The sequence below is a fragment of the Actinomadura barringtoniae genome (assembly GCF_017573505.1).
Classification (GTDB): domain Bacteria; phylum Actinomycetota; class Actinomycetes; order Streptosporangiales; family Streptosporangiaceae; genus Spirillospora; species Spirillospora barringtoniae.
Genome location: NZ_JAGEOJ010000025.1, coordinates 116,265 through 138,798 on the forward strand (window position 1 = coordinate 116,265; position 22,534 = coordinate 138,798).

At 69.5% G+C, this 22,534-nt stretch carries 25 protein-coding genes; 18 read left to right on the forward strand and 7 right to left on the reverse strand.

The window, feature by feature from the left end:
- Positions 1-93 precede the first annotated feature (93 nt).
- The 14 genes from J4573_RS44885 to J4573_RS44945 all read left to right on the forward strand — a co-directional run bounded on the left by J4573_RS44885 (position 94) and on the right by J4573_RS44945 (position 9,767).
- Positions 94-354 carry a MoaD/ThiS family protein gene (locus J4573_RS44885; protein ID WP_208262485.1) on the forward strand — a complete coding sequence of 87 codons (261 nt, stop codon included), beginning with the start codon at positions 94-96 and terminating at the stop codon, positions 352-354.
- Positions 355-481: 127 nt separating this feature from the next.
- A complete protein-coding gene (locus tag J4573_RS44890; protein WP_208262486.1) occupies positions 482-1,189 on the forward strand; it encodes an LmeA family phospholipid-binding protein in 708 nt (235 codons plus the stop codon).
- Positions 1,190-1,312: 123 nt separating this feature from the next.
- Positions 1,313-1,825: a sigma-70 family RNA polymerase sigma factor gene (locus J4573_RS44895; RefSeq protein ID WP_307797432.1), complete on the forward strand. Its 513-nt coding sequence runs from the start codon at positions 1,313-1,315 to the stop codon at positions 1,823-1,825.
- Positions 1,822-2,562 carry an anti-sigma factor family protein gene (locus J4573_RS44900; protein WP_208262487.1) on the forward strand — a complete coding sequence of 247 codons (741 nt, stop codon included), beginning with the start codon at positions 1,822-1,824 and terminating at the stop codon, positions 2,560-2,562. Before J4573_RS44895 ends, J4573_RS44900 begins: the two co-directional genes overlap by 4 nt.
- Before the next feature lie 60 nt (positions 2,563-2,622).
- Positions 2,623-3,099, forward strand: coding sequence for a TlpA family protein disulfide reductase (locus tag J4573_RS44905; protein ID WP_243774615.1), 477 nt, complete (start codon positions 2,623-2,625; stop codon positions 3,097-3,099).
- Between the two features lie 129 nt (positions 3,100-3,228).
- Complete coding sequence (locus J4573_RS56845; protein ID WP_372443026.1) at positions 3,229-3,294, forward strand: putative leader peptide; 66 nt, start codon at positions 3,229-3,231, stop codon at positions 3,292-3,294.
- Between the two features lie 74 nt (positions 3,295-3,368).
- The gene (locus J4573_RS44910) at positions 3,369-3,806 is read left to right on the forward strand and encodes a DUF4395 domain-containing protein (protein WP_208262488.1); all 438 of its coding nucleotides are present in this window, start codon (positions 3,369-3,371) and stop codon (positions 3,804-3,806) included.
- Positions 3,803-4,642, forward strand: a complete 840-nt coding sequence (locus tag J4573_RS44915; protein WP_208262489.1) for a sulfurtransferase — start codon at positions 3,803-3,805, stop codon at positions 4,640-4,642. The genes J4573_RS44910 and J4573_RS44915 overlap by 4 nt, the downstream gene beginning before the upstream one ends.
- Positions 4,643-4,700: 58 nt before the next feature.
- Complete coding sequence (locus J4573_RS44920; protein ID WP_208262490.1) at positions 4,701-5,009, forward strand: DUF1416 domain-containing protein; 309 nt, start codon at positions 4,701-4,703, stop codon at positions 5,007-5,009.
- Positions 5,010-5,392: 383 nt separating this feature from the next.
- Entirely contained in the window at positions 5,393-5,701 is a 309-nt protein-coding gene (locus J4573_RS44925; RefSeq protein ID WP_208262491.1) for a hypothetical protein, read from the forward strand.
- A gap of 33 nt (positions 5,702-5,734) precedes the next feature.
- A complete protein-coding gene (locus J4573_RS44930; RefSeq protein ID WP_208262492.1) occupies positions 5,735-7,030 on the forward strand; it encodes a hypothetical protein in 1,296 nt (431 codons plus the stop codon).
- A 47-nt stretch (positions 7,031-7,077) separates the two neighbouring features.
- Positions 7,078-7,770, forward strand: coding sequence for a hypothetical protein (locus J4573_RS44935; protein ID WP_208262493.1), 693 nt, complete (start codon positions 7,078-7,080; stop codon positions 7,768-7,770).
- Positions 7,770-8,441: a hypothetical protein gene (locus J4573_RS44940; protein ID WP_208262494.1), complete on the forward strand. Its 672-nt coding sequence runs from the start codon at positions 7,770-7,772 to the stop codon at positions 8,439-8,441. The genes J4573_RS44935 and J4573_RS44940 overlap by 1 nt, the downstream gene beginning before the upstream one ends.
- A gap of 27 nt (positions 8,442-8,468) precedes the next feature.
- Positions 8,469-9,767 carry a hypothetical protein gene (locus tag J4573_RS44945; RefSeq protein ID WP_208262495.1) on the forward strand — a complete coding sequence of 433 codons (1,299 nt, stop codon included), beginning with the start codon at positions 8,469-8,471 and terminating at the stop codon, positions 9,765-9,767.
- Here J4573_RS44945 and J4573_RS44950 read toward each other — a convergent pair.
- The 4 genes from J4573_RS44950 to J4573_RS44965 form a co-directional block, all read right to left on the reverse strand.
- Complete coding sequence (locus J4573_RS44950; protein ID WP_208262496.1) at positions 9,658-10,788, reverse strand: hypothetical protein; 1,131 nt, start codon at positions 10,786-10,788, stop codon at positions 9,658-9,660. The genes J4573_RS44945 and J4573_RS44950 overlap by 110 nt on opposite strands.
- On the reverse strand, positions 10,785-11,381 hold the full coding sequence (locus J4573_RS44955; RefSeq protein WP_208262497.1) for a hypothetical protein: 597 nt from the start codon (positions 11,379-11,381) through the stop codon (positions 10,785-10,787). The genes J4573_RS44950 and J4573_RS44955 overlap by 4 nt, the downstream gene beginning before the upstream one ends.
- Positions 11,378-12,007 carry a hypothetical protein gene (locus tag J4573_RS44960; RefSeq protein ID WP_208262498.1) on the reverse strand — a complete coding sequence of 210 codons (630 nt, stop codon included), beginning with the start codon at positions 12,005-12,007 and terminating at the stop codon, positions 11,378-11,380. Before J4573_RS44960 ends, J4573_RS44955 begins: the two co-directional genes overlap by 4 nt.
- A 161-nt stretch (positions 12,008-12,168) precedes the next feature.
- The gene (locus J4573_RS44965) at positions 12,169-13,362 is read right to left on the reverse strand and encodes a S8 family serine peptidase (protein ID WP_208262499.1); all 1,194 of its coding nucleotides are present in this window, start codon (positions 13,360-13,362) and stop codon (positions 12,169-12,171) included.
- A gap of 237 nt (positions 13,363-13,599) precedes the next feature.
- Here J4573_RS44965 and J4573_RS44970 point away from each other — a divergent pair, with 237 nt between their 5' ends.
- From J4573_RS44970 to J4573_RS44985, 4 genes are read left to right on the forward strand one after another with little or no spacing between them, the layout of a single operon-like run.
- Positions 13,600-13,905: a hypothetical protein gene (locus J4573_RS44970; RefSeq protein ID WP_208262500.1), complete on the forward strand. Its 306-nt coding sequence runs from the start codon at positions 13,600-13,602 to the stop codon at positions 13,903-13,905.
- Between the two features lie 47 nt (positions 13,906-13,952).
- Positions 13,953-15,257, forward strand: coding sequence for a hypothetical protein (locus J4573_RS44975; protein ID WP_208262501.1), 1,305 nt, complete (start codon positions 13,953-13,955; stop codon positions 15,255-15,257).
- On the forward strand, positions 15,254-15,940 hold the full coding sequence (locus J4573_RS44980; RefSeq protein ID WP_208262502.1) for a hypothetical protein: 687 nt from the start codon (positions 15,254-15,256) through the stop codon (positions 15,938-15,940). The genes J4573_RS44975 and J4573_RS44980 overlap by 4 nt, the downstream gene beginning before the upstream one ends.
- Positions 15,941-15,950: 10 nt before the next feature.
- On the forward strand, positions 15,951-16,223 hold the full coding sequence (locus J4573_RS44985; protein ID WP_208262503.1) for a hypothetical protein: 273 nt from the start codon (positions 15,951-15,953) through the stop codon (positions 16,221-16,223).
- Between the two features lie 55 nt (positions 16,224-16,278).
- Here the strand turns inward: J4573_RS44985 and J4573_RS44990 are convergent, their stop codons facing one another.
- From J4573_RS44990 to eccCa, 3 genes are all read right to left on the reverse strand, one after another.
- Positions 16,279-17,151 carry a hypothetical protein gene (locus tag J4573_RS44990; protein WP_208262504.1) on the reverse strand — a complete coding sequence of 291 codons (873 nt, stop codon included), beginning with the start codon at positions 17,149-17,151 and terminating at the stop codon, positions 16,279-16,281.
- Positions 17,152-17,397: 246 nt separating this feature from the next.
- Complete coding sequence (locus tag J4573_RS44995) at positions 17,398-17,871, reverse strand: YbaB/EbfC family nucleoid-associated protein (protein ID WP_208262505.1); 474 nt, start codon at positions 17,869-17,871, stop codon at positions 17,398-17,400.
- Positions 17,872-17,883: 12 nt separating this feature from the next.
- A complete protein-coding gene (gene eccCa, locus J4573_RS45000; protein WP_208262506.1) occupies positions 17,884-21,834 on the reverse strand; it encodes a type VII secretion protein EccCa in 3,951 nt (1,316 codons plus the stop codon).
- Positions 21,835-22,534 lie beyond the last annotated feature (700 nt).

Consider the following 22,534-nt stretch of genomic DNA (forward strand, 5'->3'; position numbering starts at 1 on the left):
GATCCCTCACCCTGAGCATATCCGAGGTCCTCATCTCGGCAATGGGCTGTTTACGGCGGGTTTCCGGGTCAACGGAGATGAGACGCTGGTGCCATGGCCAAGGGAATCATCCGTTACTGGGCCGCGGCCAAGGCCGCGGCGGGCGTCGCCGAGGAGCCCTACGACGCGGCGACGCTGGCGGACGCGATCGCGGTCGCGGCCTTGAAAGAAGGGCGAAACGGAGATTTCGAGCGCGTGATCGCGAGAAGCTCGTTCCTGGTGAACGGCGACCCCGTCGGGACGCGCGATCACGACGGTGTGGCGCTGCCCGAGGGCGGTGTCGTCGAGGTCCTGCCGCCCTTCGCGGGTGGCTGACATCACACCGCGGGGTCGTTCCGTGAACCGATGCGGCACCGCCGGGATCTCAATCCGCAGGGCGACCCGGCGGGGGGACGCGGCCCACTATCGTGTGGCGATCGCCGCCGTCGCCTAGAGGAGAGACATGCGGAAAGTACTGCTGGTGTTCGCGATCCTGCTGGTCGCGGGCGTGATCGTCGCCGACCGGGTCGGCGTGCGGATCGCGCAGAACGAGATCGGCAAGCAGGTCGCCGCCCAGTACAACCTGCAGACCCAGCCCGAGGTCACCATCCACGGGATCCCGTTCCTCACCCAGGCGATCCAGGGCGACTACGACCAGATCGACGTCAAGCTCGGCAACTACACCGAGCAGGGCGTCACCGTGGGCGATGTGACGATCGAGATGCGCGGGGTGAAGGCCCCGCTCTCGGAGGTCGTGGGCGGGAACGCCGACAACGTCACCGCGCGGACCGCGACGGCCTCCGCCGTGATCCCGTACAGCGTGATCAAGCAGCGGGCGCCCAAGGAGGTCCAGGGGATCTCCGCCAGTGGCGACAACCTCAAGCTCGACCTGGCCGGCGCCCTGCTGGGCACGCCGCTGAAGGGCAGCGCGGTCGTGTCGGTCAAGCCGTCCGCCAAGGGCATCGTGATCACGCCGATCTCGGGCGGCCTGGAGGGCCTGCCGCAGGTGCCCGCGATGGGGCAGCTCGTCAGCTGGCGCGTCCCGGTCGCCAACCTGCCGGTCGGCTCCAAGATCACCGAGATCCAGCCGACCCCCGAGGGCCTGAAGGTCGGCGCCACGGCCAGCGACGTGCGCCTGAACGACCTGCCGAACGACGTGCCCAAGGGCTGATTCCGCGCCGGAGGGCTGATCCCGGCGCCGAAGGGCTGATTCGGGGGCGAACGGGTGTTCGCGGCCCACGGAAGATTTCCGCGGTCTTGTGAACCGGAGCGAATCGGCGTACGTGGTTGAGGTGTGGGTCCCACCGCGGATGAGGGGTTGCTTCGCGCCCTCTACATGGAGCACGGCGGTCCCCTCCTCGGTTACGTACTACGGCTGACCGGAGGGGACAGGCCGCAGGCCGAGGACGTCGTCCAGGAGACGCTGCTGCGAGCCTGGCGGCACCCCGAGGCTCTCGCGGGACGTCCCGTACGGCCGTGGCTGTTCACCGTGGCGCGCAACCTCGTCGTGGACGCGCACCGGGCACGGCGGGCACGGCCGCCCGAGACGGGGATCGACGAACAGATCACGCAGACGCCGGGTGCGGACGACATCGACCGCGCCCTCGAGTCATGGACCGTCGCCGAGGCGCTGGCCGACCTCAGCCCCTCGCACCGCGCGGTCCTGGTCGAGACCTACTATCGCGGCCGTTCGGTCGCCGAGACCGCGAAGGAGCTGGGCATACCTCCCGGCACGGTGAAGTCCCGCACCTATTACGCGCTGCGTGCGCTCAAACTCGCGTTGGAGGAGCGGGGGCTGGCGCCATGACCACGTGCGCGGAACTGAAGAACACGCTGGGGGTGTACGTCCTCGGCGCGATCGACCCCACCGAGCGCGGGCGGCTGGAGACCCATCTGGCCTCCTGCCCCGCCTGCCGCGACGAGCTCGCCGGGCTCGCCGGGATGCCCGCGCTGCTCGGCCGGGTCGAGGAGGGGCAGATCGACCAGCTCGCCGGGCCGCCCGACGAGCTCCTGGACTCGCTGCTCGCCCGGGCGGCGTCGGAACGGCGCAGGGGTTCGTTCGGACGCGTCCTGGGCGGGCGCGGGCTGAGCTGGACGCCGCTCGCCGCCGCCGCGTCGGTGGTCCTCCTCGCGGGCGCGCTCGTCGGCGGCATGCTGCTCGGCGGGAAGAACGACGAGGCCAAGCCTCCGCCGCCGCAGGCCGCGCCGACGGTGACCGTCTACCCGAAGCCCCCGATCGACTCCAAGCCCGAGGCCCTGCGGGTCAGCTCGCCCGACGGCAAGGTCGAGGCCGAGATGATGCTGACCAAGAAGAAGTGGGGCACCGCCGTCGAGCTCTACCTGTCCGGCGCCCCGTACGGCGCCCGCTGCCGCCTGTACGCGGTGGCGCGCGACGGGCAGCGGGACATGCTGGGCAGCTGGGCGGTGGCCTACCGGCACGGCTACGGCGAGTACGAGGGCTCCACGATGTTCCAGCGCAGCCAGATCTTCTCGTTCGAGGTCGTGACGGTCGAGGGCCAGCCCCTCATCACCATCCCCGCCTGAGCAGCGGGAAATCTGGGGCCCGCGGGAATCATCCGGGCCTGCGGGTACTTTCATCTGTTGATGACTGGTGCGGTGGTCGCGGGCGTCGTGATCGTCCTGGCAACGGCGTTCGGCCTCATGAGGCGGCGCCGTGACGGCGTGCTGCGCCTGACTAAGGCCGTGCCGTTGAACGAGAAGTCGCACGAGAAGGGGAGCGGCGAGGTGGAGGACGGCCTCGGAGCCGCCGAGAGCCTCGCGGCCGCCGATCTCGGCGGCGCGCAGCTCGGCGAGCGGGCGACCCTCGTGCAGTTCTCCAGCGCGTTCTGCGCGCCCTGCCGGGCCACCCGGCGGGTGCTCGGCGAGGTCGCCGGGATGGTGGACGGCGTCTCGCATGTCGAGATCGACGCCGAGGAGCACCTGGACCTGGTCCGCCGCCTGAATGTGATCCGCACCCCAACCGTGCTCGTCCTGGACGAGGCCGGTCGGATCGTTCGCAGAGCCGCTGGTCTGCCGCGGAAGGCCGATGTCATCGCGGCTCTCGGCGATGCGATCGCCTGACTCATCAGCCGAGAAGGGACCGTCGTGACCTGCGCTAAGAGCGCCGCCACTGTCTCGGAACGCGAGACAGATGTGACAGGGCGACGGAAATCGGCTTACCATCGATCCGTGCGTTACTGGACAGAGCAAATGCTCACGAAGCGTCGCGCGGTCGACTTCTGCCGCGTGTCCGCCTCGCTCTGTCGCATGGCCTGAGGCATCGAGCCCGTTCGCCCCTGAGCTCTCTTGACTAGCTCGTACGCACACTCTCTCCGCCAGGAGCAAACCCGATGCAGGTTGACCCGCGAGGGCAGCGTTTTGCTGCGGCCATCACGTCGGTCGTTCTGATCGGTGTCCTGATCCAGGGAAGCTGGGTGTTGCTGGCCTGCCAGGCGCTGGTGTTCGCACTCGCGACCTTCCTCGGCCTGCGGTACGCCCCGTACGGACTGATCTTCAAAGCGCTCGTCCGGCCGCGCCTCGGCCCGCCCACCGAACTCGAGGACGCCGCACCGCCCCGCTTCGCGCAGGGCGTCGGCCTGGTCTTCGCCGTGGTCGGAACGGCCGGTTACGCCCTGGGGATCACATGGCTCGGAATCGGTGCCACCGCCCTCGCACTGGCGGCGGCGTTCCTGAACGCGGCGTTCGGGTTCTGCCTCGGCTGCGAGATGTATCTGCTGGTCCGACGTTTTTCTCCGAAGAAGCACTCCGACAGGGAGGTTCCCGCATGAGCCGCTCCGACGTCCTGGTGGACGCCAGCTGGGTGGAGTCCAACCTGGACGCCCCCGGCCTGGTTCTCGTCGAGGTCGACGAGGACGTGTCCGCCTACGACAAGGGCCACATCCGTGGCGCCGTGAAGATCGACTGGAAGACCGAGCTGCAGGACCCGGTCCGCCGCGACTTCGTGGACAAGACCGGGTTCGAGCAGCTGCTGTCGGCCAAGGGCATCGCCAACGACGACCTGGTCATCCTGTACGGCGGCAACAACAACTGGTTCGCCGCCTACGCCTACTGGTACTTCAAGCTGTACGGCCACCAGAACGTCAAACTGCTGGACGGTGGCCGCAAGAAGTGGGAGCTGGACTCCCGCGAGCTGGTCACCAGCGTCCCGTCCCGCCCGGCCACCGACTACAAGGCCAAGGACCAGGACCTCACGATCCGGGCCTTCCGCGACGAGGTCGTCGACGCGATCGGCACCAAGAACCTCATCGACGTGCGTTCCCCTGACGAGTTCAGCGGCAAGCTCCTCGCCCCGGCGCACCTCCCGCAGGAGCAGGCGCAGCGGGCCGGTCACGTGCCCACCGCGCGCAGCATCCCGTGGTCCAAGGCCGCGAACGACGACGGCACCTTCAAGTCCGACGACGAGCTCCGCCAGATCTACGGCGACGCCGGCGTCGACCTGTCCAAGTCCACCATCGCCTACTGCCGCATCGGCGAGCGGTCGTCGCACACGTGGTTCGCGCTGCGTGAGCTGCTCGGCCTGCCCGACGTGAAGAACTACGACGGTTCGTGGACCGAGTACGGCTCGCTGGTCGGCGTGCCGATCGAGCTCGGCGAGGCCAAGTAACACCCTTCCCTGTTCCGGAGTCGATTCACCGCCGTCCGAGGCGGAGAAGGAGGAAGACATGACTCAGGGCTGCGCAGCGCCCGCGCAGACGGCGCACCTTCCGGCGACCGTCGACCTGAACAACGAGGCCGTCATCCAGGGCACCGTCACCCGTGACGGCGCGCCCGTGTCCAGCGCCTACGCCAGGCTGCTCGACTCGACCGGTGAGTTCACCGCCGAGGTCGTCACCGGCGACGAGGGCGTGTTCCGCTTCTTCGCCGCCGACGGCGACTGGACCGTCCGCGTCCTGGCCGCGGGCGGCGTGAGCGTGGACAACGCCGTCAGCGCCAAGGTCGGCGAGGTCGCCGCCCTCGAGGTGGCCATCTGAGCCGCGCCTGATCCCGAGCCATCGGGCCCACCGGCGGACCCCGTCGCCCCGCGCCTCAGCGCGGGAGCGGCGGGGTCCGTCGCGTTCCCGGGGTCCGCCGCGCTCTCATCGTCGTCTCATTTTCCTGCTGCAAGATCATGCGATGGCGCCGGTGGGGATCTTGAGGACGGCCTCGTCCCCGGTCCCGGGCAAACCCGCTCAATTTCCCCGAACCTTCGGGTGAGAGCGTGCGTCTCAGTAGTGAGGTGTGTGGTCTCCGTGAACGAGATGGGTGCAGTAGACCAATTTTGGCCGATGTAGTCGACTGGTTACTTAGTTGACCTATTCTTCGTTGCGCGACGAGCACACCACCCCCCGCAGGCTCCCGAGTGAAGGACAGGACGTTGGGCAACATCATCCAGGTCAATCCGGAGCGGATCGAGCAGCACGGCAAGGACATCGACAGCAACATCACGCCCGAGCTGGAGAAGGTCGGCTCGGAGACGCTGGGCGGCGACGGGGTCTACAACCTCGAGGGCGGGTCGTTCAGCGTGACCTGCACGGCCGCGTCGGTGACCTACCCGGGCGCGATCCAGTTCGCCTTCCAGGATCTCCGGACCCATCTGGAGATGCTCAAGCACTTCGGTGAGGGCATCGCCACCACCGCCAAGAACTACACGGCGGCCGAGCAGGCCAGCGTCGTCTCGTCCTAGCGATCCGGCTACCTCACAGCGAAAGGCGCGATCATGACTGCGCTCCCACTGGCGAACAGCCTGATGGACACCGCCTCCACCGAGGCCGCCATCGCCGGGTCCATCCTGCCGCCGGCCCTGATGATCAACTTTGAGTTCAAACTCTCCAAGGGCGACCCGGAGACCCTGGACAAGGCCGGCCAGGCCTGGCGGAAGGCCTCCGACCAGATCAACCAGGTCATGCAGAAGCTCCAGGACAGCGTGTCGGGCATCGGCGGGCAGGACTGGACCGCCGAGGACCGGCCCGCCTACGAGAAGAAGGTCCAGGAGTTCACCTCCCAGCTCCAGGTCCTGTCCACCTACTGCATGGTGGTCGGCATCGCGCTGACCACGCTCGCCTACGCGCTGCTCGTCTACGCGATCTTCGCCGTCGGCATGGGCACGTTCCTGGGCGCGCTGGCGATCGAGGCCGCGGCCGCGCTGGCCGTGCCCGTCGTCGGTGAGGCGGACTACGCGGCCGCCCTGGGCATCGCCGCGACCTGCCTGACGATCACATCGGTCGCGACCGGCGTGCTGGCCGCCGCCGGGCAGCTGGCCGGCGCCGCCTTCGCGGGCGGCTCCCTGGTCGCCGCGACCGTCGAGTACAGCAGGGGCAACGACCAGGCGTTCAGCGACTGGGCCAAGGCCCAGGAGGTCGGCGCCGCGGGCGCCGCCGCCAACCTGCTGCAGAACGCCGGCAACGCCGGTCTGGACTTCCTCAACCGCGGCGGTGGCAAGAGCGGCAAGGGCTTCCCGGTCACCGCCGTCGACGCCGACGCCGACCGCGGCTGGGACAAGACCTGGAGCGTCGGCGGCGGCGCCACCGTCGACACCAAGGGCGGCGGCAGCGTCGACGCCAGCGGCCACGTCAAGGTCGGCGACCACGGCATCCAGGGCGCCGACGGCGACGTCAAGGTCACCGGCAAGGGCGGCACCGAGGTCGAGGGCAAGGGCGGCTGGGACGAGGACGCCGACGGCAACGACACCTACTCCGGCGGCCTGTCCGGCAAGACCAAGGGCGGCGCCCACGCAGGCGCCGAGGGCGAGTACGGCGACGACGGCCACTGGAAGGGCAAGGTCGACGGCGGCTACGAGAAGGGCAACAGCGACACGACCGGCTCGGCCGGCGTCGACCACGACAAGGACGGCAACACCAAGTACACCGGTGAGGCCGGCAACACCTACCGGGGCGTCACGACCGGCAGCACGAACCAGGAGGTCAGCACCGGCGACGGCGGCACCCAGTACAAGGGCAGCTACACCGGCGCCGGCGGCGCCTACGACAGCGAGAAGCCCCCGTGGGAGTCGTGACGTGCCGGGTGACGGCCGCCGATCCGAGCTGACCTAAGGTGACCGGGATGAACGACCTCTGGAACGCCCCGTACCTCAAGATCGACCAGCCGTCCTCGGCGCTGACGTACGAGATCAGCGACGGTCAGGGTGCCCCCCTCGGGCGGGGCACCCAGGCCGCCGGGCCCGAGCCCCGCAAGTTCGGCGGCAGGCTCTTCGGCTCGGGTGTGAGCGACGAGCGCGTGGTGGTGCAGATCGCGGCCCTGGACGGCGTTCCGCGGATCTATGTCGACCGGGCGCCCGGCTCGCCGATCGCGATCGTGGCGCCGGACGGCACGGTGCTGGGCCGCTTCCAGAAGAACATGGCCGCCGAGGCTGCCAGCTTCCTCCAGGGCGCCCAGCAGCAGGAGGTCGGCAGCCGTACGCTCCAGAGCCACTACCGGATCCTCGACGGCGCGGACCGGCCGGTCTGCGACATCGCCTGGGAAGAGGTCGAGATCAGGCGCGGCTGGACCCTCGACACCTCCACCGACCAGGCCGGTGACGTCACGTACGGGCAGCGGCCGAGCACCGGCGGCCGCTACTGCACGATCACCGACATGGCGGGCACGCAGATCGCGCGGATGGACCTGAACCTCGACGCGGTGCACCAGACCGTCAAGGACGGCTACTACCTGCAGATCAACTACCAGCTGCCCGAGCCGCTGCGTAGCCTGGTCATCGCAACGCCCATCGCCTACGACATGACCAGGGACCTGTAGTGACCGACCTCTGGAACGCCCCGGCGTGGGTCCTCGAGGAGCCCGAGCAGCGGCGCGAGTACGTGATCCTCGATCAGGCCGGCCAGGTGCTGGCCAACGTTCCGCGCGTACCGCTGCAGCCCCAGGGCGGACAGGGCGGCGGCGGTGGAGGCGGCGGAGGCCTGCCGTACGCCAACCCGCACGCACAGCACGACGAGTCCCGCGTGGTGGTGCGGGTGGCGGACCCGAGCGGCACCACGCTCTTCTTCGTCGACCGGATCGGCACGCCCGCGGACGGCACGCCCGACCACGTGCTGGTCGTGGCCGGCGACGGGCAGACCATGATCGGCTCGCTGGCCCTCGCCACGGCGGGCGCGCGGTCGGCCTTCCGGATCGTGCGCGGCGGCGGCTTCGGCGGCACCGGCTACGCGATGCGCGACGCCCAGGGCCAGGAGGTCGGCCGCGCCACGCGGCAGCCCACCCCGCCCGGCACCCCTGAGCTGCACTTCTCGCTCGCCGACGGGCAGGGCACCGAGGTCGGGCGCCTGCACGCCACCCAGTCGGCCTACGGCGAGCGGCGGCGCCGCTGGGAGCTCCAGTGGGGCAACTGGCCGCAGGATCCGCTGCGCATGCTGGTGATGGCGTCACCGATCGCGATCGAACTGCTCACGCCGATCGACATTCATCGCTGATCAAGCCCATAAGGGTACGATCTGCGCGTGCTCGGACCATCCCCCCGGTCGCCCCTCGTCCTGCCGTGGGCCACCGTGAAGCTCGCGGGACGGTTCGTGCTGCCGCTGACCCTCTGGTACACGATCGGCCAGCTGCTGCGGTACGGCCTCCTGTACGGGGGCTACAAGATCGGCCAGCAGAAGGGGACCCTGGCGACGGTCGTGCCGCTGGTCATCATCAGCCTGCTGATCCTGACCACGCTGTTCGTCACGGTCGCGATGGTGCACAGCGTGCGCGAGGGCCTGGACGTGGTGAACGCCCGCGAGGCGGGCGGCGGGCTCACGCCCTGGGCGGTCGGCAACGACGAGTCGATGATCGAGGCGCTGAACCGCGCGATCGTGCCGTTCGTGATCTTCTACCTGGCGTGGGGGATGATCAGGGACGACGCCCTGGAGTTCGCCGACTCGGCCTCCAGCCGCGGGTTCGCCGACGGGGGTTTCGAAGGGAGCACCAAGAGCCTCGGCCTGGTGAGCGCGCTCGACAAGCACATGCCGCTGGCGATCGGGCTGACCGCCGCGTTCTTCGTCCTCCGGCTGTTCGCGGACTGGCTGCTGTCCCGGCGGTTCCAGAGCGCCGCCGGGATGATCCGGGCGTTCCTCGAGGTCAACTTCGCGCTGTTCGCGATCTTCACGGTCGACCACGCGCGGGGGCTGGCGGGGGACTGGGTGGTCCAGCGCGAGGCGTGGGGGTGGTTCACCGACCTCTCCGGTGGCGTCCTCGGCCTCTGGCCCTCGTTCAAGTACGCCGTCCTGGGTGGCCTGGTGTGGCTGGTGATCGCCGGGGTGATCCTCGGGCTGGACGCCAGCGACGAGCGCGTCGTGCTCGGCCAGAGCCGCGCGGCCAAGCGCCTCGCCAAGGCGAGCGGCATGGAGGGCGACAACGGCCTCATGGAGGTCCTGACCAGGGGCTTCCGCGAGATGTGGCTGCCCGCCTGGTACGGGCTCCGGCTGGTCCGCCGGGCCGGAATCGTGCCGTTCGGCGCGTTCGCCATGCTCTTCAGCGGCCTGTACGTGGTCGAGGACCTCTCCCGGCGGCTCGTCTACGACCTGCTGGGGCCGCACGAGGCGGGCTGGTGGATGCCGGTGCTGCCGATCGTCGGGTTCTGCACCGGGCTGATCTTCGAGATCCTGCGGATCTGCCTGCTCGCCGCCACGTTCAACCTGGTGATGGCGCGGGTCACTGTGCAAACCGCAGCGAAACCTGTCGCGCCGGCTTTCGCCCCACCGAGTCAGGCTGGATCTGCAGGGCCACTGAACCGGCCTTGGACCGAGGGAGCACGCCCGTGACGACCAGGCGCAGCACCACCCCCGGCTGAGGGTTCGCGGTGTTGCCGTCCGGGGTGTCGGCCGTGGCGTCCCACTCGCGGCCGTCCTGATCGCGGAACGAGTACTCGAACCCGTGCCCGTCGATCTTCTTGGCGCCCGCCGCGTTCAGCGGCTTGACCAGCATCGTCAGCTTCAGCTCGGTCGCCTGCGGGTCGACCTTGGAGTACGGCGGGGCCTCGGCGCGCTGCTCCAGCTTCCACTGGACCTCGCCGATCGTGCCTGCCGTGCCCTTGGTCACCTGCGTGGGCGCCTCGGGCCCGCCGAACGTCTTGTCGGAGTTCTTCTTCCAGTCCACCCACTGGAGGCCGAGGATCAGCGGGATCATCGCCACCAGGGCCAGCGCCTCGATGATCCGCCGGTCGCGCAGCGGCATCCGCCGGGCCGCCCGCCTGAGCTCGGCCTCGCTGGGCTGCTTGGCGGGGTCGGGCCGCGTCTCGTCGAACGGATCCCGTTCCCGCCGCTGCTCCTGGCCGCGCCTCCACTCGTGCGTGCCCTGGCCGCCGCCGTACGGGCCGTTCTGCGTCTGCTGCCGCTGCCACTCGCCGGTCCCGCCCTGCCGCTGCCGCTCTCCGGTCCCGCCCTGCTGCTGGCCCCGGCCAGGCTGCTGGCCCCGGCCAGGCTGCTGGCCACGGCCGGGCTCTGGGCCACGGCCGGGCTGCTGCTGACCAGGGCCAGGCTGCTGACCAGGGCCAGGCTCCGGGCTACGGCCGGGCTGCTGGCTACGGCCGGGCTGCTGGCCACGGCCGGGCTGCTGGCCACGGCCAGGCTGCTGGCCACGGCCGGGCTCCGGGCTACGGCCAGGCTGCTGCTGGCCAGGGCCAGGCTGCCGGTCACGGCCAGGCTCGGGGCCCCGCGAGCGGGGTTGGGGCTGCGAGGGCTGCTGGGGGTGGCGCGGGTCGGGCTGGGGCGGGCGCCTGTGCGCGGGGCCGCGCCGTGCGCGCGGGTCCGGGTCGGACGGGGGCCAGGGAGGTGGCGCGCTCATTGCTGCACCGTCCGCATGTCGAAGCTCGCCGGTGCCGTACGGATCATCTCGTCGGCGCGGGACTTGCTGATCCCCAGGTCGATGTCGGTCGCCGCGGACAGCTGGGTGAACAGGCCGCCCTCGCTGACCACCATGCGCGCCCCGGCCAGCCTGTTCTTGGGCAGCTCGAAGAGGAACGCGGCGCGGCTCCAGACCAGGGGCGCGTAGTCCGGTTCGAGCAGGCCCGAGGCGCCGAGCCGCGGGCTCTTGTTGAACTTGTAGCCGCCGGGGGTCTCCAGCGTGCCGGTGTTGAGCCTCAACGGCTTGCGCCGGCTGGTCGCGCGGAACTGCACGATCAGGAAGATGCCGTCCGTGGCGGTCGGCGGGTTGATCGACAGCGAGGGTGCCAGGGAACGGGCCGCGGTGACGCGCTCGACCTGGAGGCTGAAGTCGGCGTTGGTGACGACCTTGCCGACCTTGCCCTGGGTACGGATCGGGTCCATGACGTCGGCCTCGACGTGCGGGCGCAGGGAGTGCAGCCACATGGCGGCGGCCAGCAGGGCGGTGCCGATCAGCGCCGATCCGCCGCGTACGAGCAGCATCCGGGTGTTCATGAGGCGGCCAGCCGAAGCGTCAGCTTGCCCGCGAGGGCGTCATCGGTCGGGTCCGTGCGCCAGTCGTACTCCTTGTCGGTGAACCCGGTGCCCCACTCCCACTGGCGCAGGCCGACGGTGAACTCCTTGGGGGCGTCCGCCGGGCCCATCTTCCACATGGCGACCGCCTCGACCGGCAGCCCGGGCTGGATGGACAGGGTCTTGCTGCCGGCGGCCGTGGCCTCGATGTCGTCGGGCGGGACCCACTTGCCGGTCTTGGTGCGCGCGGCCACGCCGTTCAGCAGCCCGCCGGAGCTCAGCGAGGCGCTCTCCTTGTCGTGACTGACCACGTGCATGCGGACGATCACGTACCGCTGGATCTTGATGTCGAGGGCGCCCTTCTGCATGACGATCTTCGCGTCGCGTACCGTCACGCTGAATCGCCCCTGGTCGATCTCGTTCCCCGGAGCCTTCACCGGCTGCTGCGGGGTCTCCTTCAGCCCGCCCACCACCCACAGCACCCCGACGAACAGCGCGAAGGCCACGGCCGCTCCCACGGGCAGCACGAATCGGTGCCAGCGCGGCTTGGGCCGCGGGGCGGGAGCTCCGACCGGGGGTGGCGGGGCAACCGGGGGAGGTGATCGCATGCGGCAGATGGTAATGCCTGACCGGTTTCGGGTCAGTTCGGACCCGGATTCCGGGATATCAGTGCGGTTCTAGATCCCGGGATGTCGGCTCCGGCAGCGGGCCGGGGATGTCGGCTCCGGTCGCGGGTCAGGGAGGTCGGCTCGGCGGCAGGGCCGGGGCGTCAGTTCTGGTCAGGGTCCCGGGAGATGGCGACCCGGCCCGGGCGCCAGCCGCGGCGCTTGCCCGCCGGGATCAGGGTGCCCGCCGCGAGCGCGACGAGCGCGAGACCGAGGGCGCCCAGCGTGATGATCGCGGACAGGTTCCGGGTGGTGGAGTCGGCCCGTTCCGGCATGACGATCTTGACCGGCGTGATCGGCGCCGGGGCGTTGGGCTTGGCGTTCGGGCTCAGCACGGCCGAGACGGCCGCGTTGGGGTTGACCTTGCCCTGGCCGCTGCCCTCGCCGATGTTGCCCTCGGCGGTGGCCTCGATGCGCTGCTTGACCTGCTGGGGCGTCAGCTTGGGGTAGCGCTCCTTGATCAGCGCGACGACGCCGGCGACGTACGGCGTGGCGAAGCTGGTGCCCTCCTTCGGCACGGCCCACTGGCCGTCGGGGGCGGTGGTCAGCGTGTCCTTGCCCGGGGCCACGACGGTGACCTGGCCCTTGCCGTTGGAGAAGTCGGTCAGCTGGCCGTACTGGTCGATGGCGCCGACCGAGATGACGCCCGGGTACTGCGCCGGATAGAGCGGCCCCGGGGTCTGGCCGTTCTTCTTGTCGATGTTGCCTGCCGCGGCCACGACGGGGATGCCGTGCGCGAGGGCGTTCTCCACGGCCTGCCGCATCCGCGGGGTGTCCTCGGGGAACTGCGCCGACACGTTGATCACGTCGGCGTTCAGCGAGACCGCCTTCTCGATGCCCTCGCTGATCGGGTCGGCGCTGTTGAGGTCGGCCGTGTTGGAGATCTTGACCGGGATGATCTTCGCGTCCGGGGCGACCCCGTAGAACGGCGTCATCCCCTTCTTGGCGGCGATGATCCCCGCGACCCAGGTGCCGTGGCCGACGCAGTCCTCGGTGCTGGTCTTGGTCAGGTCGGCGCCGCCGCTGACCTGACCCTTCAGCTGGGGGTTCTCGGTCGACACGCCGCTGTCCACGACGGCGACCGAGATGCCCTTGCCGGTCGCCTTGGACTGGGCCTCGTTGATGCTGAGCACCTTCTGCGGCCACGGCTCGTCGGTGATCTGCTTCTGGGTGAGCTCGGTCACCTGCTCGGGCTGGCTCTGGCAGCCCTTCGGCGCCGCGAGGGCCGGCTGCGCGGTGAGCGCGGGCGCGAACGGCACGAGGCATCCGGTGACCGCCACCGCCGCCGCCCATCTCATCCCGAGGCCTCCAACACGTAGCTCACCGTCACGTTCGTCGCACAGATCCTACGGGACCGCGCGACTTGAGGGGTCTGGGGCCTTTCTTTTCGTTCAGAACGCATCTGACCAGCTGAGTCATTTGCCCCTTACGGATACGCTTCATGATCACTCCGCTCTCATCGAAATCTCATAGAGCTACCTCATAGAGCTCCTCCGACCGACCGAACCCCCCGCTGAGGCCGACGAAGGACACGCATGGGCAACCAGATCTACGTGGATCCCGACGGGATCTCCAAGCACGGCAAGGAACTGAAGGAGAAGTACGTCACCCAGCTCGAGAAGGTGGGTGAGGACATGAGCAAGGACGGCGTCTACAACCTCGAGGGCGGCGCGTTCAGCATCACCTGCACGATGGCCTCGGTCGCCTACCCGGGCGCGATCCAGTTCGTCTTCCAGGACCTCAAGACCCACATCGAGATGCTGGACGGCTACGCCGGGAACATCGAGGTGACGGCCAAGAACTACCAGGGCGCCGAAGACGCCAGCCGGATCACCGGCTGACCTGCCTGCACTCCTTGCCCCCGTACGTACTGAAGGAAGGTTGAGCCATGGGAGCCGGCAGAGCCCTCGGAGCCGTCGAGACCATGATGAGCACGGCGGTCACCGAAGCCGGGACCGCCTCGTTCGTGCTGCCACCGGCGGCGATGATCACTTTTCAGTTCAAGCTGTCGACCGGCGACGCCCCCGCGCTGGACGAGGCCGGCCAGGCCTGGCGCGACGCCTCGGAGGCGATCCAGAAGCTGATCAGCGAGCTGCCGCAGAGCGTCTCGGCCGTGCCGGGCGAGACCTGGACGGCCGACGACCGGCCCGCCTACGAGGCGAAGGTCCAGGAGTTCTGCTCCCAGCTGGACGCCCTGCAGACCTACTGCCAGGCCGTCGGGATCTCCCTGACCTCGCTGGCGTACGCGCAGCTCACCTACGCGGCGTTCGCGGTCGGCATGGGCACCTTCCTCGCCGCCCTGGGCGTGGCCGTGATCGCGGCGGCCGCCTCGGTCGTCGGCTCGCCCTCGATCGCGGGCATGGAGGCGACGGCCGCGACCTGCCTGACGATCACCACCGTCGCCACCGGGATCCTGGCCGCGGCGGGCCAGATCATCGCCGCGGTGCTGGCCGGCGGCGCCGCCCTCACCGCGGTCACCGAGAAGGGGCGCGGCAACGACCAGGCGCTCGGCGACTTCCTCAAGGCGCAGCAGGTCGGTGCGGCGGGCGCCGCGGCCAACCTCCTGCAGAACGCCGCCAACGCCGGGCTCGCCTTCGTGAACCGCCGCCAGGACGCCGTGCTCCCCAAGGGCAAGAAGCTGCCCAAGGGGCAGAAGGGCACGCCCCTGCAGGGCGTCGACCTGGACGCCGACCGCGACTTCAACAACACCTGGAACGTCGGCGGCGGCGCCAACATCCAGACCCCCGGCGGCTCCTCGCACGAGTTCGGCGTCCACGGCAAGAAGGGCGACGGCCAGGCCTGGGGCGTCGACGGCAACTACTCCTACGAAGGCCCGCTCGGCAACTCCGGCAGCGTCGAGGGCGGCTACGAGCAGGACAAGGACGGCAAGGCCACCTGGAACGGCAAGGGCGAGTACAGCAACCAGTTCGGTACCAGCGGCAACGTCGGCTACGAGCACGACGACAAGGGCCACGACAAGGTCACCGGCGGTGCCGGCATGGAGCGGGGCCCGGTGACCGGCAACGTTGAGGGCAACGTGAACGCCGACACCGGCGAGTGGGGCGGCAAGGCCGATGGCTCGGTCGCGCCGGGCGGCGCCGAGGTGTTCGGCGGCTCGGGCGAAGTCCAGGGCCAGGGCGGCAACGTCACCGACGCCAAGGGCGACATGCGCCCGCCGTGGGAGATCCAGTGACCGACCTGTTCAGCGCACCCGTTCTGCGCTACGACGAGCCTGACGGCGAGGGCGATTACCGCATCACCGACGCCGAGGGCCAGGTCCTGGCGACCGGCAGCCGCGTCATGGGCGACAAGGAGAAGGGCTGGCTGAAGTCGGTGATGGCGAGCGGCGAGGAACTGCGCGGCCGCGCCATCGTACGGATCGACGCCCCCGACGGAACACCGCTCTTCTTCGTCGACCGTTCAGCCGACGAGCCCGGCGGAGCGGCCCGCGTGGCCGGCCCGTCGATCGCGGTCGTGGCCCCCGACGGCAGCCTCATCGGCCGCGTGGAGACCAACCTCCAGATGCTCGCCGAGACCGTGTCCGAGGGCATGCCCTCGTTCCCGGGGATGGGCCACTCCTACACCGCCGGCGACCGGGTCTTCGACGCCTCCGGGCAGCACATCATGGACGTCGTCTGGGAAGAGGTCCAGATCGACTACCACCACAACTGGTCGTCGGACGGCACGGACATGCGCACCGGCGGTCGCTACTGCGTCATCAGCGACACCAAGGGCGTGAACCTGGCGCGGATGGACGACAACTCCAACACCCGCAAGGACAAGTACGAGCTGCGCATCAACTTCCAGCTCCCCGAGCCCCTGCGCACCCTCGCCATCGCCACCCCGCTGGTAGTCGACCTGGGCGCCGCCCACTGAGGAGCCGACCATGGGCAATCCGCAGGACCCTCAGGCGCCCTACCCGGGCTTTGAGAACGTCCACGCCGACCACCACCAGCGGACGCGGCACCAGGCGGAGCTCGCCGCCCAGCAGCCGGTCCAGCGGGTCACCCCGATGGACCTCATGCGAGGCGCGAGCGGCCCACCCGGCCCCGCCGCCGAGGTCGGCAAGAAGTACAGGAGCCAGCTGATCGTCCTGGCCGCCTTCTTCGCGCTCCTGGCCGTCATGGGCCTCATGCTGCTGATCAACAAGGCCCTCTGAACCAAGAGACCGGCCCGGGCGGAGATCATCTCCGCCCGGGCCGATCTCTTATGCCCTAGTTACCGTCGCTGTCCCAGGGCGGGTTCTCGTCCTTCTTCTTCTCGACCTTCTGGGTGCCGCCCGCCGTGTTGCCCTCGAGTTTCCCCTTGGTCTCACCGTCGTCGTTCACCTGCCCTTCGGCCGAGCCCTTGCTGCCGGAGGCTCCGTGTTCGATGCCCACCTTCCCGCCCCCGTAGAAGTCCCCGCCCTTGCCGTCGGGATCCTCCTGCCAGCCGAACTTCGCGCCGCCGGAGCCCTGGAACCCGGAGCTACCCAGGTCGCGCTTCTGGCCGTACTCACCCTCGATCCCCTGGAAGCCGTGGTCGCCGTATTTACCGCGCAGGCCGAACTCGTGCTCGCCCGCCCCCGCCTGGACCTTCGCACCGGCGCCGAGATTCCAGGTGTTGTCGATCCCGCGGTCGGCGTCGAGGTCGATCTCCTTGAGCGGGCTGCCCTTGTGGCCGCTCGGCGCATACCCGCTGGGGTCGAACCGGTTGATCCAGGACAGGCCCGCGTTGGCGGCGTTCTGCGCGAGGTTGGCCGCGGCGCCTGCGGCACCGGTCTTCTGCGCGTTGAGGAAGTCGCGCATCGCCTTGTCGTTGCCGCGCGACTGTTCGACCATGGCGCTCAGCAACGTGCCGCCGCCGATCACGACGCCGGCGATGTTCCCGGCCGCCGCCAGGATCCCGGTCGCGACGCACGTGATGGTCTGGGCGGTGAGGCACGCCTCGACCATGCCCGCGATGGCGGCGGTGGCCGCAGGGGCTCCCACGACCGTGGCCTCGGCCGCGATCGCGGCCAGCATCGCGACCGCCAGCCCGTCCAGGAAGACCGCCATGCCCATCGCGAACACCGCATAGGTCGCGAGGGCGTAGGCAAGCGCGGTCAAACTGACGCCGACGGCCTGACAGTAGGTCTGGAGGACCTCCAACTGGGAGGAGAACTCCTGGACCTTTTTCTCATAGGCGGGCCCATGTGCACGCAAGGTAGTGGCGGGCCTACCCGGTTTCAACTAGATGCCTGACCAGGCTTGACTATCCATCGAGTTGAGCAGGGGAAATGCAAAGTGCCCGTTGTTCAGAACAGGATCGCTCTGATCAACGGGCACCTTTATTAAAGCGCTTGCGCAAATGTCTTACGGCTGCGCTCCGGGGTGGCCGGGGCCGGTGTAGTTGTCCATGGCCTCCTTGGCGCGCTGCTGCTGCAGGCCGAGCTCGCGCGCCAGGTCCCTCATCTGGGTGGCGAAACCGTTGGCCATCTTGTCGAGGGAGGCGAGGGCCGCGGACGGGTCCAGCGCCTTCTCGGCATTGTCGAACTTGAACAGGGCCGAGCTGGCCTCGCGGACCTTGGCCTGGAAGTCCTCGGCGGCCGCGTTCACCGCGGTGCGGATCTCGTAGCTCAGCTCCTCCGACGACAGCCGCAGGGCGCGGGGGTCGAAGTCGAGCCTGGTCAGCCCGCCCTCGGTCCGGTACTCAGCCGTGATCTTGCCCTCGGCGGCCTCACCGCGACCCACGGCCTCCTTGATGGCGTCCTGGATCTTGGTGTACTCGCCCATCTGCTGTTCCATGTCGCGCTGATAGCGCCCGACGCCTTCGCTGAAGTCGGCCATCGTCTATTTCTCCTACTCCTGGTGGGCGGTCTGGATGAGACGGGTCCCGTTGCGGCGGTCGATGAAGTAGCCGCGGCCCACGGGGAGTGCGTGGCCCTTGACGGTTCCCAGGAGGACGCCCTCGTCCTTGTTGCCCGACATGAGCAGGCCGGGGGAGCCCATTTCCTTGATGCGCTGCAGCACCGAGTCGTACATGCCGCGCCCGGCACCACCGAACGCGCGCGAGACGATCACGTGGAGGCCGATGTCGCGGGCCTGCGGCAGCAGCTCGGCGAGCTGGCTGACCGGGTTGTTGGACGTGGCCACCAGGTCGTAGTCGTCGATGATCAGATAGAGGTCGGGGCCCTTCCACCAGGAACGGTCGCGCAGCTGGTCCGGGGTGAGGTCCGCCGGTGGGAGCCGCTGCTGCAGCGCCCCGACGATGTCCTTGACCAGGCCGCCGGCGGCGGCCGAGGACGCGGCGTACCCGATGCGGTGATCGGTGTTGGCGTTGTCCAGCAGCGCGCGCCGGTAGTCGATGAAGATCATCCTGGCCTGCTCGGGCGAGTAGCGCTCGATGAGGCCCTGGGTGATCCCGCGCATCAGGTTGGACTTGCCGCACTCGGTGTCGCCGATGACCATGAAGTGCGACTCGACCGAGAAGTCGAGGTACACCGGCTGCAGCGCGTCCTCGTCGATGCCGATCGGGATCCGCGACCCGGTCTCGGCCGGCGTCGGCATCTGCGCGGCGGGCAGCACCGCCGGCAGCATGCGGACCTTGGGCGCGCCCGGTCCCTGCCAGTTGCCGGTGACCGCGCCGACGAGCTTCTTGACCCCGTCGGCGAGCGTCGTCGGGTCGGAGTCGGCGTCCAGCCGCGGCAGCGCCGTGAGGAAGTGGTGGCCCTCACGGGTCAGGCCGCGGCCCGCCTTGCCCTCCGGCACGTTCGCGGCGAGCTTGCGGTCGATCTCCGACTCGTACGGGTCACCGAGCTTCAGTTCGAGCTTGGTGCCCCACATGTCCCGGATGTTCATCCGGAACTCCGACCACTTGTTGACCGTTGCGACGACGTGGATGCCGTAGCCCAGCCCGCGCGCCGTGAGGTCGGTCAGCGTGGGCTCGAGGTTCTCGTAGTCCTGGCGCAGCGTCATCCAGCCGTCCACGACCAGGAACACGTCGCCGTAGCCGTCGCCGCTGATCTCGCCGTTGGCGCGCATCCGCCGGTAGGTCGGCATCGAGTCGATGCCGCGCTCGGCGAACTCGCGCTCGCGCTGCTCCAGCAGGCTGGTGACCTCGGCGACCGTACGGCGCACCCGGTCGGCGTCCAGGCGGTTGGCGACGCCGCCGACGTGCGGCAGGTCCTCGAACGCGGCGAGCGTGCCGCCGCCGAAGTCCAGGCAGTAGAACTGCACCTGCTGCGGGCTGTGCGTCATCGCCAGCGAGGCGATCAGCGTCCGCAGCATCGTCGACTTACCGGTCTGCGTACCGCCCGCGATGCCGACGTTGCCGGCCGCGCCGGACAGGTCGGTGTACATCGTGTCGCGCTTCTGGTCGAACGGCTTGTCGATGATGCCGATGACCGCGTGCAGCCGGTTGCGCCAGGCGTCGTGCTGGGTGGTGAGCCCGAGACCGGGGATCACCGCCAGCGTCGGCAGCAGCTCGTCCAGCGTGGGCGGCGCGTCCAGCGGCGGCAGCCAGATGGCGTGCGCGGGCGGGCCGTTGTTCTCCAGCTGGCCGACCACCACGTCGAACAGGCTCGCGGTGTTCTCGTTCTTGCCGGTGTCCTGCTGCTCGGGGTGCTCGATCAGCTGCGGCCGGATGTAGTCCGGGATGTACGGCACGATCTGCCGGATCACCTCGGCGCCCTTCTTGGCCTTCGGCTGCATGTCCTCGTTCGCCGGACCGGAGACGTAGGCCGCGCGGAACCGCGTCATCGCCTCGGTGCCGAACTTCATGTAGCCGTGACCGGGCGCCGACGGCAGCTCGTACGCGTCGGGAACGCCCAGGACCACCCGCGACTCCTGCGCCGAGAAGGTCCGCAGACCGATCCGGTACGACAGGTGGGTGTCCAGGCCGCGCAGCTTGCCCTCTTCCAGGCGCTGCGAGGCCAGCAGGATGTGCACGCCGAGCGACCGGCCCAGCCGGCCGATCATGACGAACAGGTCGGCGAACTCGGGCTTGGCCGACAGGAGCTCGGAGAACTCGTCCAGCACCAGGAACAGCGTCGGCATCGGCGGGATGTCGGCGCCCTGCTCGCGGGCCTTCTCGTAGTCGCGCAGCGAGGCGTAGTTGCCCGAGGCGCGCAGGTACTCCTGGCGGCGGACCATCTCGCCGTGCAGCGCGTCGTACATGCGGTCGACCAGGGGGAGCTCGTCCTCCAGGTTGGTGATGACCGCCGACACGTGGTTGAGGCCGTCCATGCCGAGGAACGTCGCGCCGCCCTTGAAGTCGACCAGGACCAGGTTGAGCACCTCGGAGGAGTGCGTCATGACCAGTCCGAGGACCAGCGTGCGCAGGAACTCCGACTTACCGGAACCGGTCGCTCCGATGCACAGGCCGTGGGGGCCCATGCCGCCCTGTGCCGACTCCTTGATGTCCAGGTGGACCGGGCGCCCGTCGACGTCCACGCCGATCGGAACGCGGTAGCGGTTGCGCGGCGCCCGCGGCCGCCAGCTCTCGCGCGGGTCGACGTTGAACGGGTTGTCGATGCCCATCAGCGAGGTCATCGTGGTCGCGCCCGACAGCGCGTCCTCCTCGGGGCCCGCCGTGGCGCTGGCGCGCAGCGGCGCGAGCTGGCGGGCGAGGGCCTCGGACTGCTGCAGGGTGACGTTGTCGGGCCCGCCGATGCGGGTGGCGACGTCCTTGCCCGTACGGTCCTTCTTCAGCATGTCGATGCGGCCCGCGGTCGCGTGCAGCCGCAGCATCGTCGGGTCGGCGGTCGGCGCGACCGAGCCGGTCAGGTCGATGATGCAGACGCCCTCGACGCCGTCGGCCGCCAGCTGGGAGTCATAGGACGCCTGGCCGCCGTCCATGATGATGATGTGGTACGGCAGGTCGTCCTGCGACAGGCCAGGCTGGAAGCGCGGGCGGTCCTTGACGTCCTGGCCGAACATCGCCTCCAGCGTGGTCATGCTGTCGGCCATCAGGCGGACCGGGCCGGCCGCGTCGGAGTCGGTCGGGTGCAGGTTGTGCGGCAGCCACTTGATCCACTGCCACCACGGCATCCGCTCCCGCGCCGCGCAGACGGTGATCCGCACGTCGTCGGGGGAGTGGAACGCGGCGATCTGCAGGATCAGCGCGCGGACCATGCCGTACACGGCCTCGGGCTCGCCGGTCGGGATGACCCGGGCGAACGACCGGAGCGACACCGCGATCGGCAGGTTCGGCACGTTCGCGTGCGTGCGCATGAACCGGCGCAGCGCGCCCGCGCTCATGGGCTCAAGATCTTCGATGGGCTTGGTGTCGGGGGCGATCAACTGGATGGCGAGCTTCTGCGAGCCGCTGCCGACGCGGACCTGAAGGAAGTCGTCGTCGGACGGCCTTCGTTCCCACAACCGGGCGCTCATCACCAAAGACCACAATGACCCGGGGTCCGGGCTGCCCCATTCCAGGGCCTCGCGCTGCTGCTTGGCGGCGCTGCGGACCTTCTTGCGCACCTGGCCCAGGTAACGAAGGTAGTCGCGGCGCTCACCGTTCAACTTGACCTTGCGCTCGCCACCGCCTCGGCCGACCTGGCCCAGCATCATGCCGAACATCGAGACGGCGAACATGCCGCCCGCGACGTATTGGAGCGTGCCGCCGCCCCGGCCGACCATCATGAAGACCATGGCGCCCGACCCGGCCAGCATCGGCAGGTAGGTCATCACCGCCTGCATGCCCTGAGGTACGAGCTCAGGCAGCTCGGGGGGCGATTCCAAAAGGATCTCGCCGCGCGGCATCGCGGGGGGCTTCCGTCGCTCCTTGCGACGGACGATCACCGTGCTCACGCTTACTTCCTCCCACTGTCAGCCGATGCGGGAGCGCCGACCGGGGTTATCAGACGCTGTGACGAGCGCATCAGGATTACCGAACCGCCCACAGATGGTATGGCGACTCGGGTGTTTCCTGCGCCTTCTCGCCTAGAACGCCCGATCTTACGGGTCTTTACCGACCGGAGTCTCTGCCCTACCCGCTGGAGTCTTCGCACGAAGATGACCCTGATCACCAATTGTGGCCACCGGCTGACAGCCCGGTGTGATCGCTGCTAGCGTCTCGCGGCGATCTTTAGACATGTCAAGACATACGGAAGCGCAGTCCGCGAGCCGGAAACGGGGGCCGGGGGCCTGGCGCGGGGGTCTGTGATCTCTGGCGCCATGGCCTGGGGTTTCTCACTCTGAGGAATCGCCGTCCTTCGGGAACGGACTCGTACGGCATGGCGAGCGGGTTCCGGTGACCGTGACGGCGGGTCCCATCGGCAGGTGAGGCCCGCTTTCGGTACCGGACCGCGGTTGTGCGAAATGGCTGCCTGCCTGTACGGATGTGGTCAGACCTGGCCCCGGTGGAACGCGTCTCAGATGTTTCGCCTGGGTTGGGCGGATCAGCTGTCGTTGCGTACTGTAGGCGAGACTCGTGTCACTGGTTGTACATCAGTGTCCCTGCCGGTGGCGCCGGTGGCATACCAGCGGGCACTCTGGTCACCCCCTAACC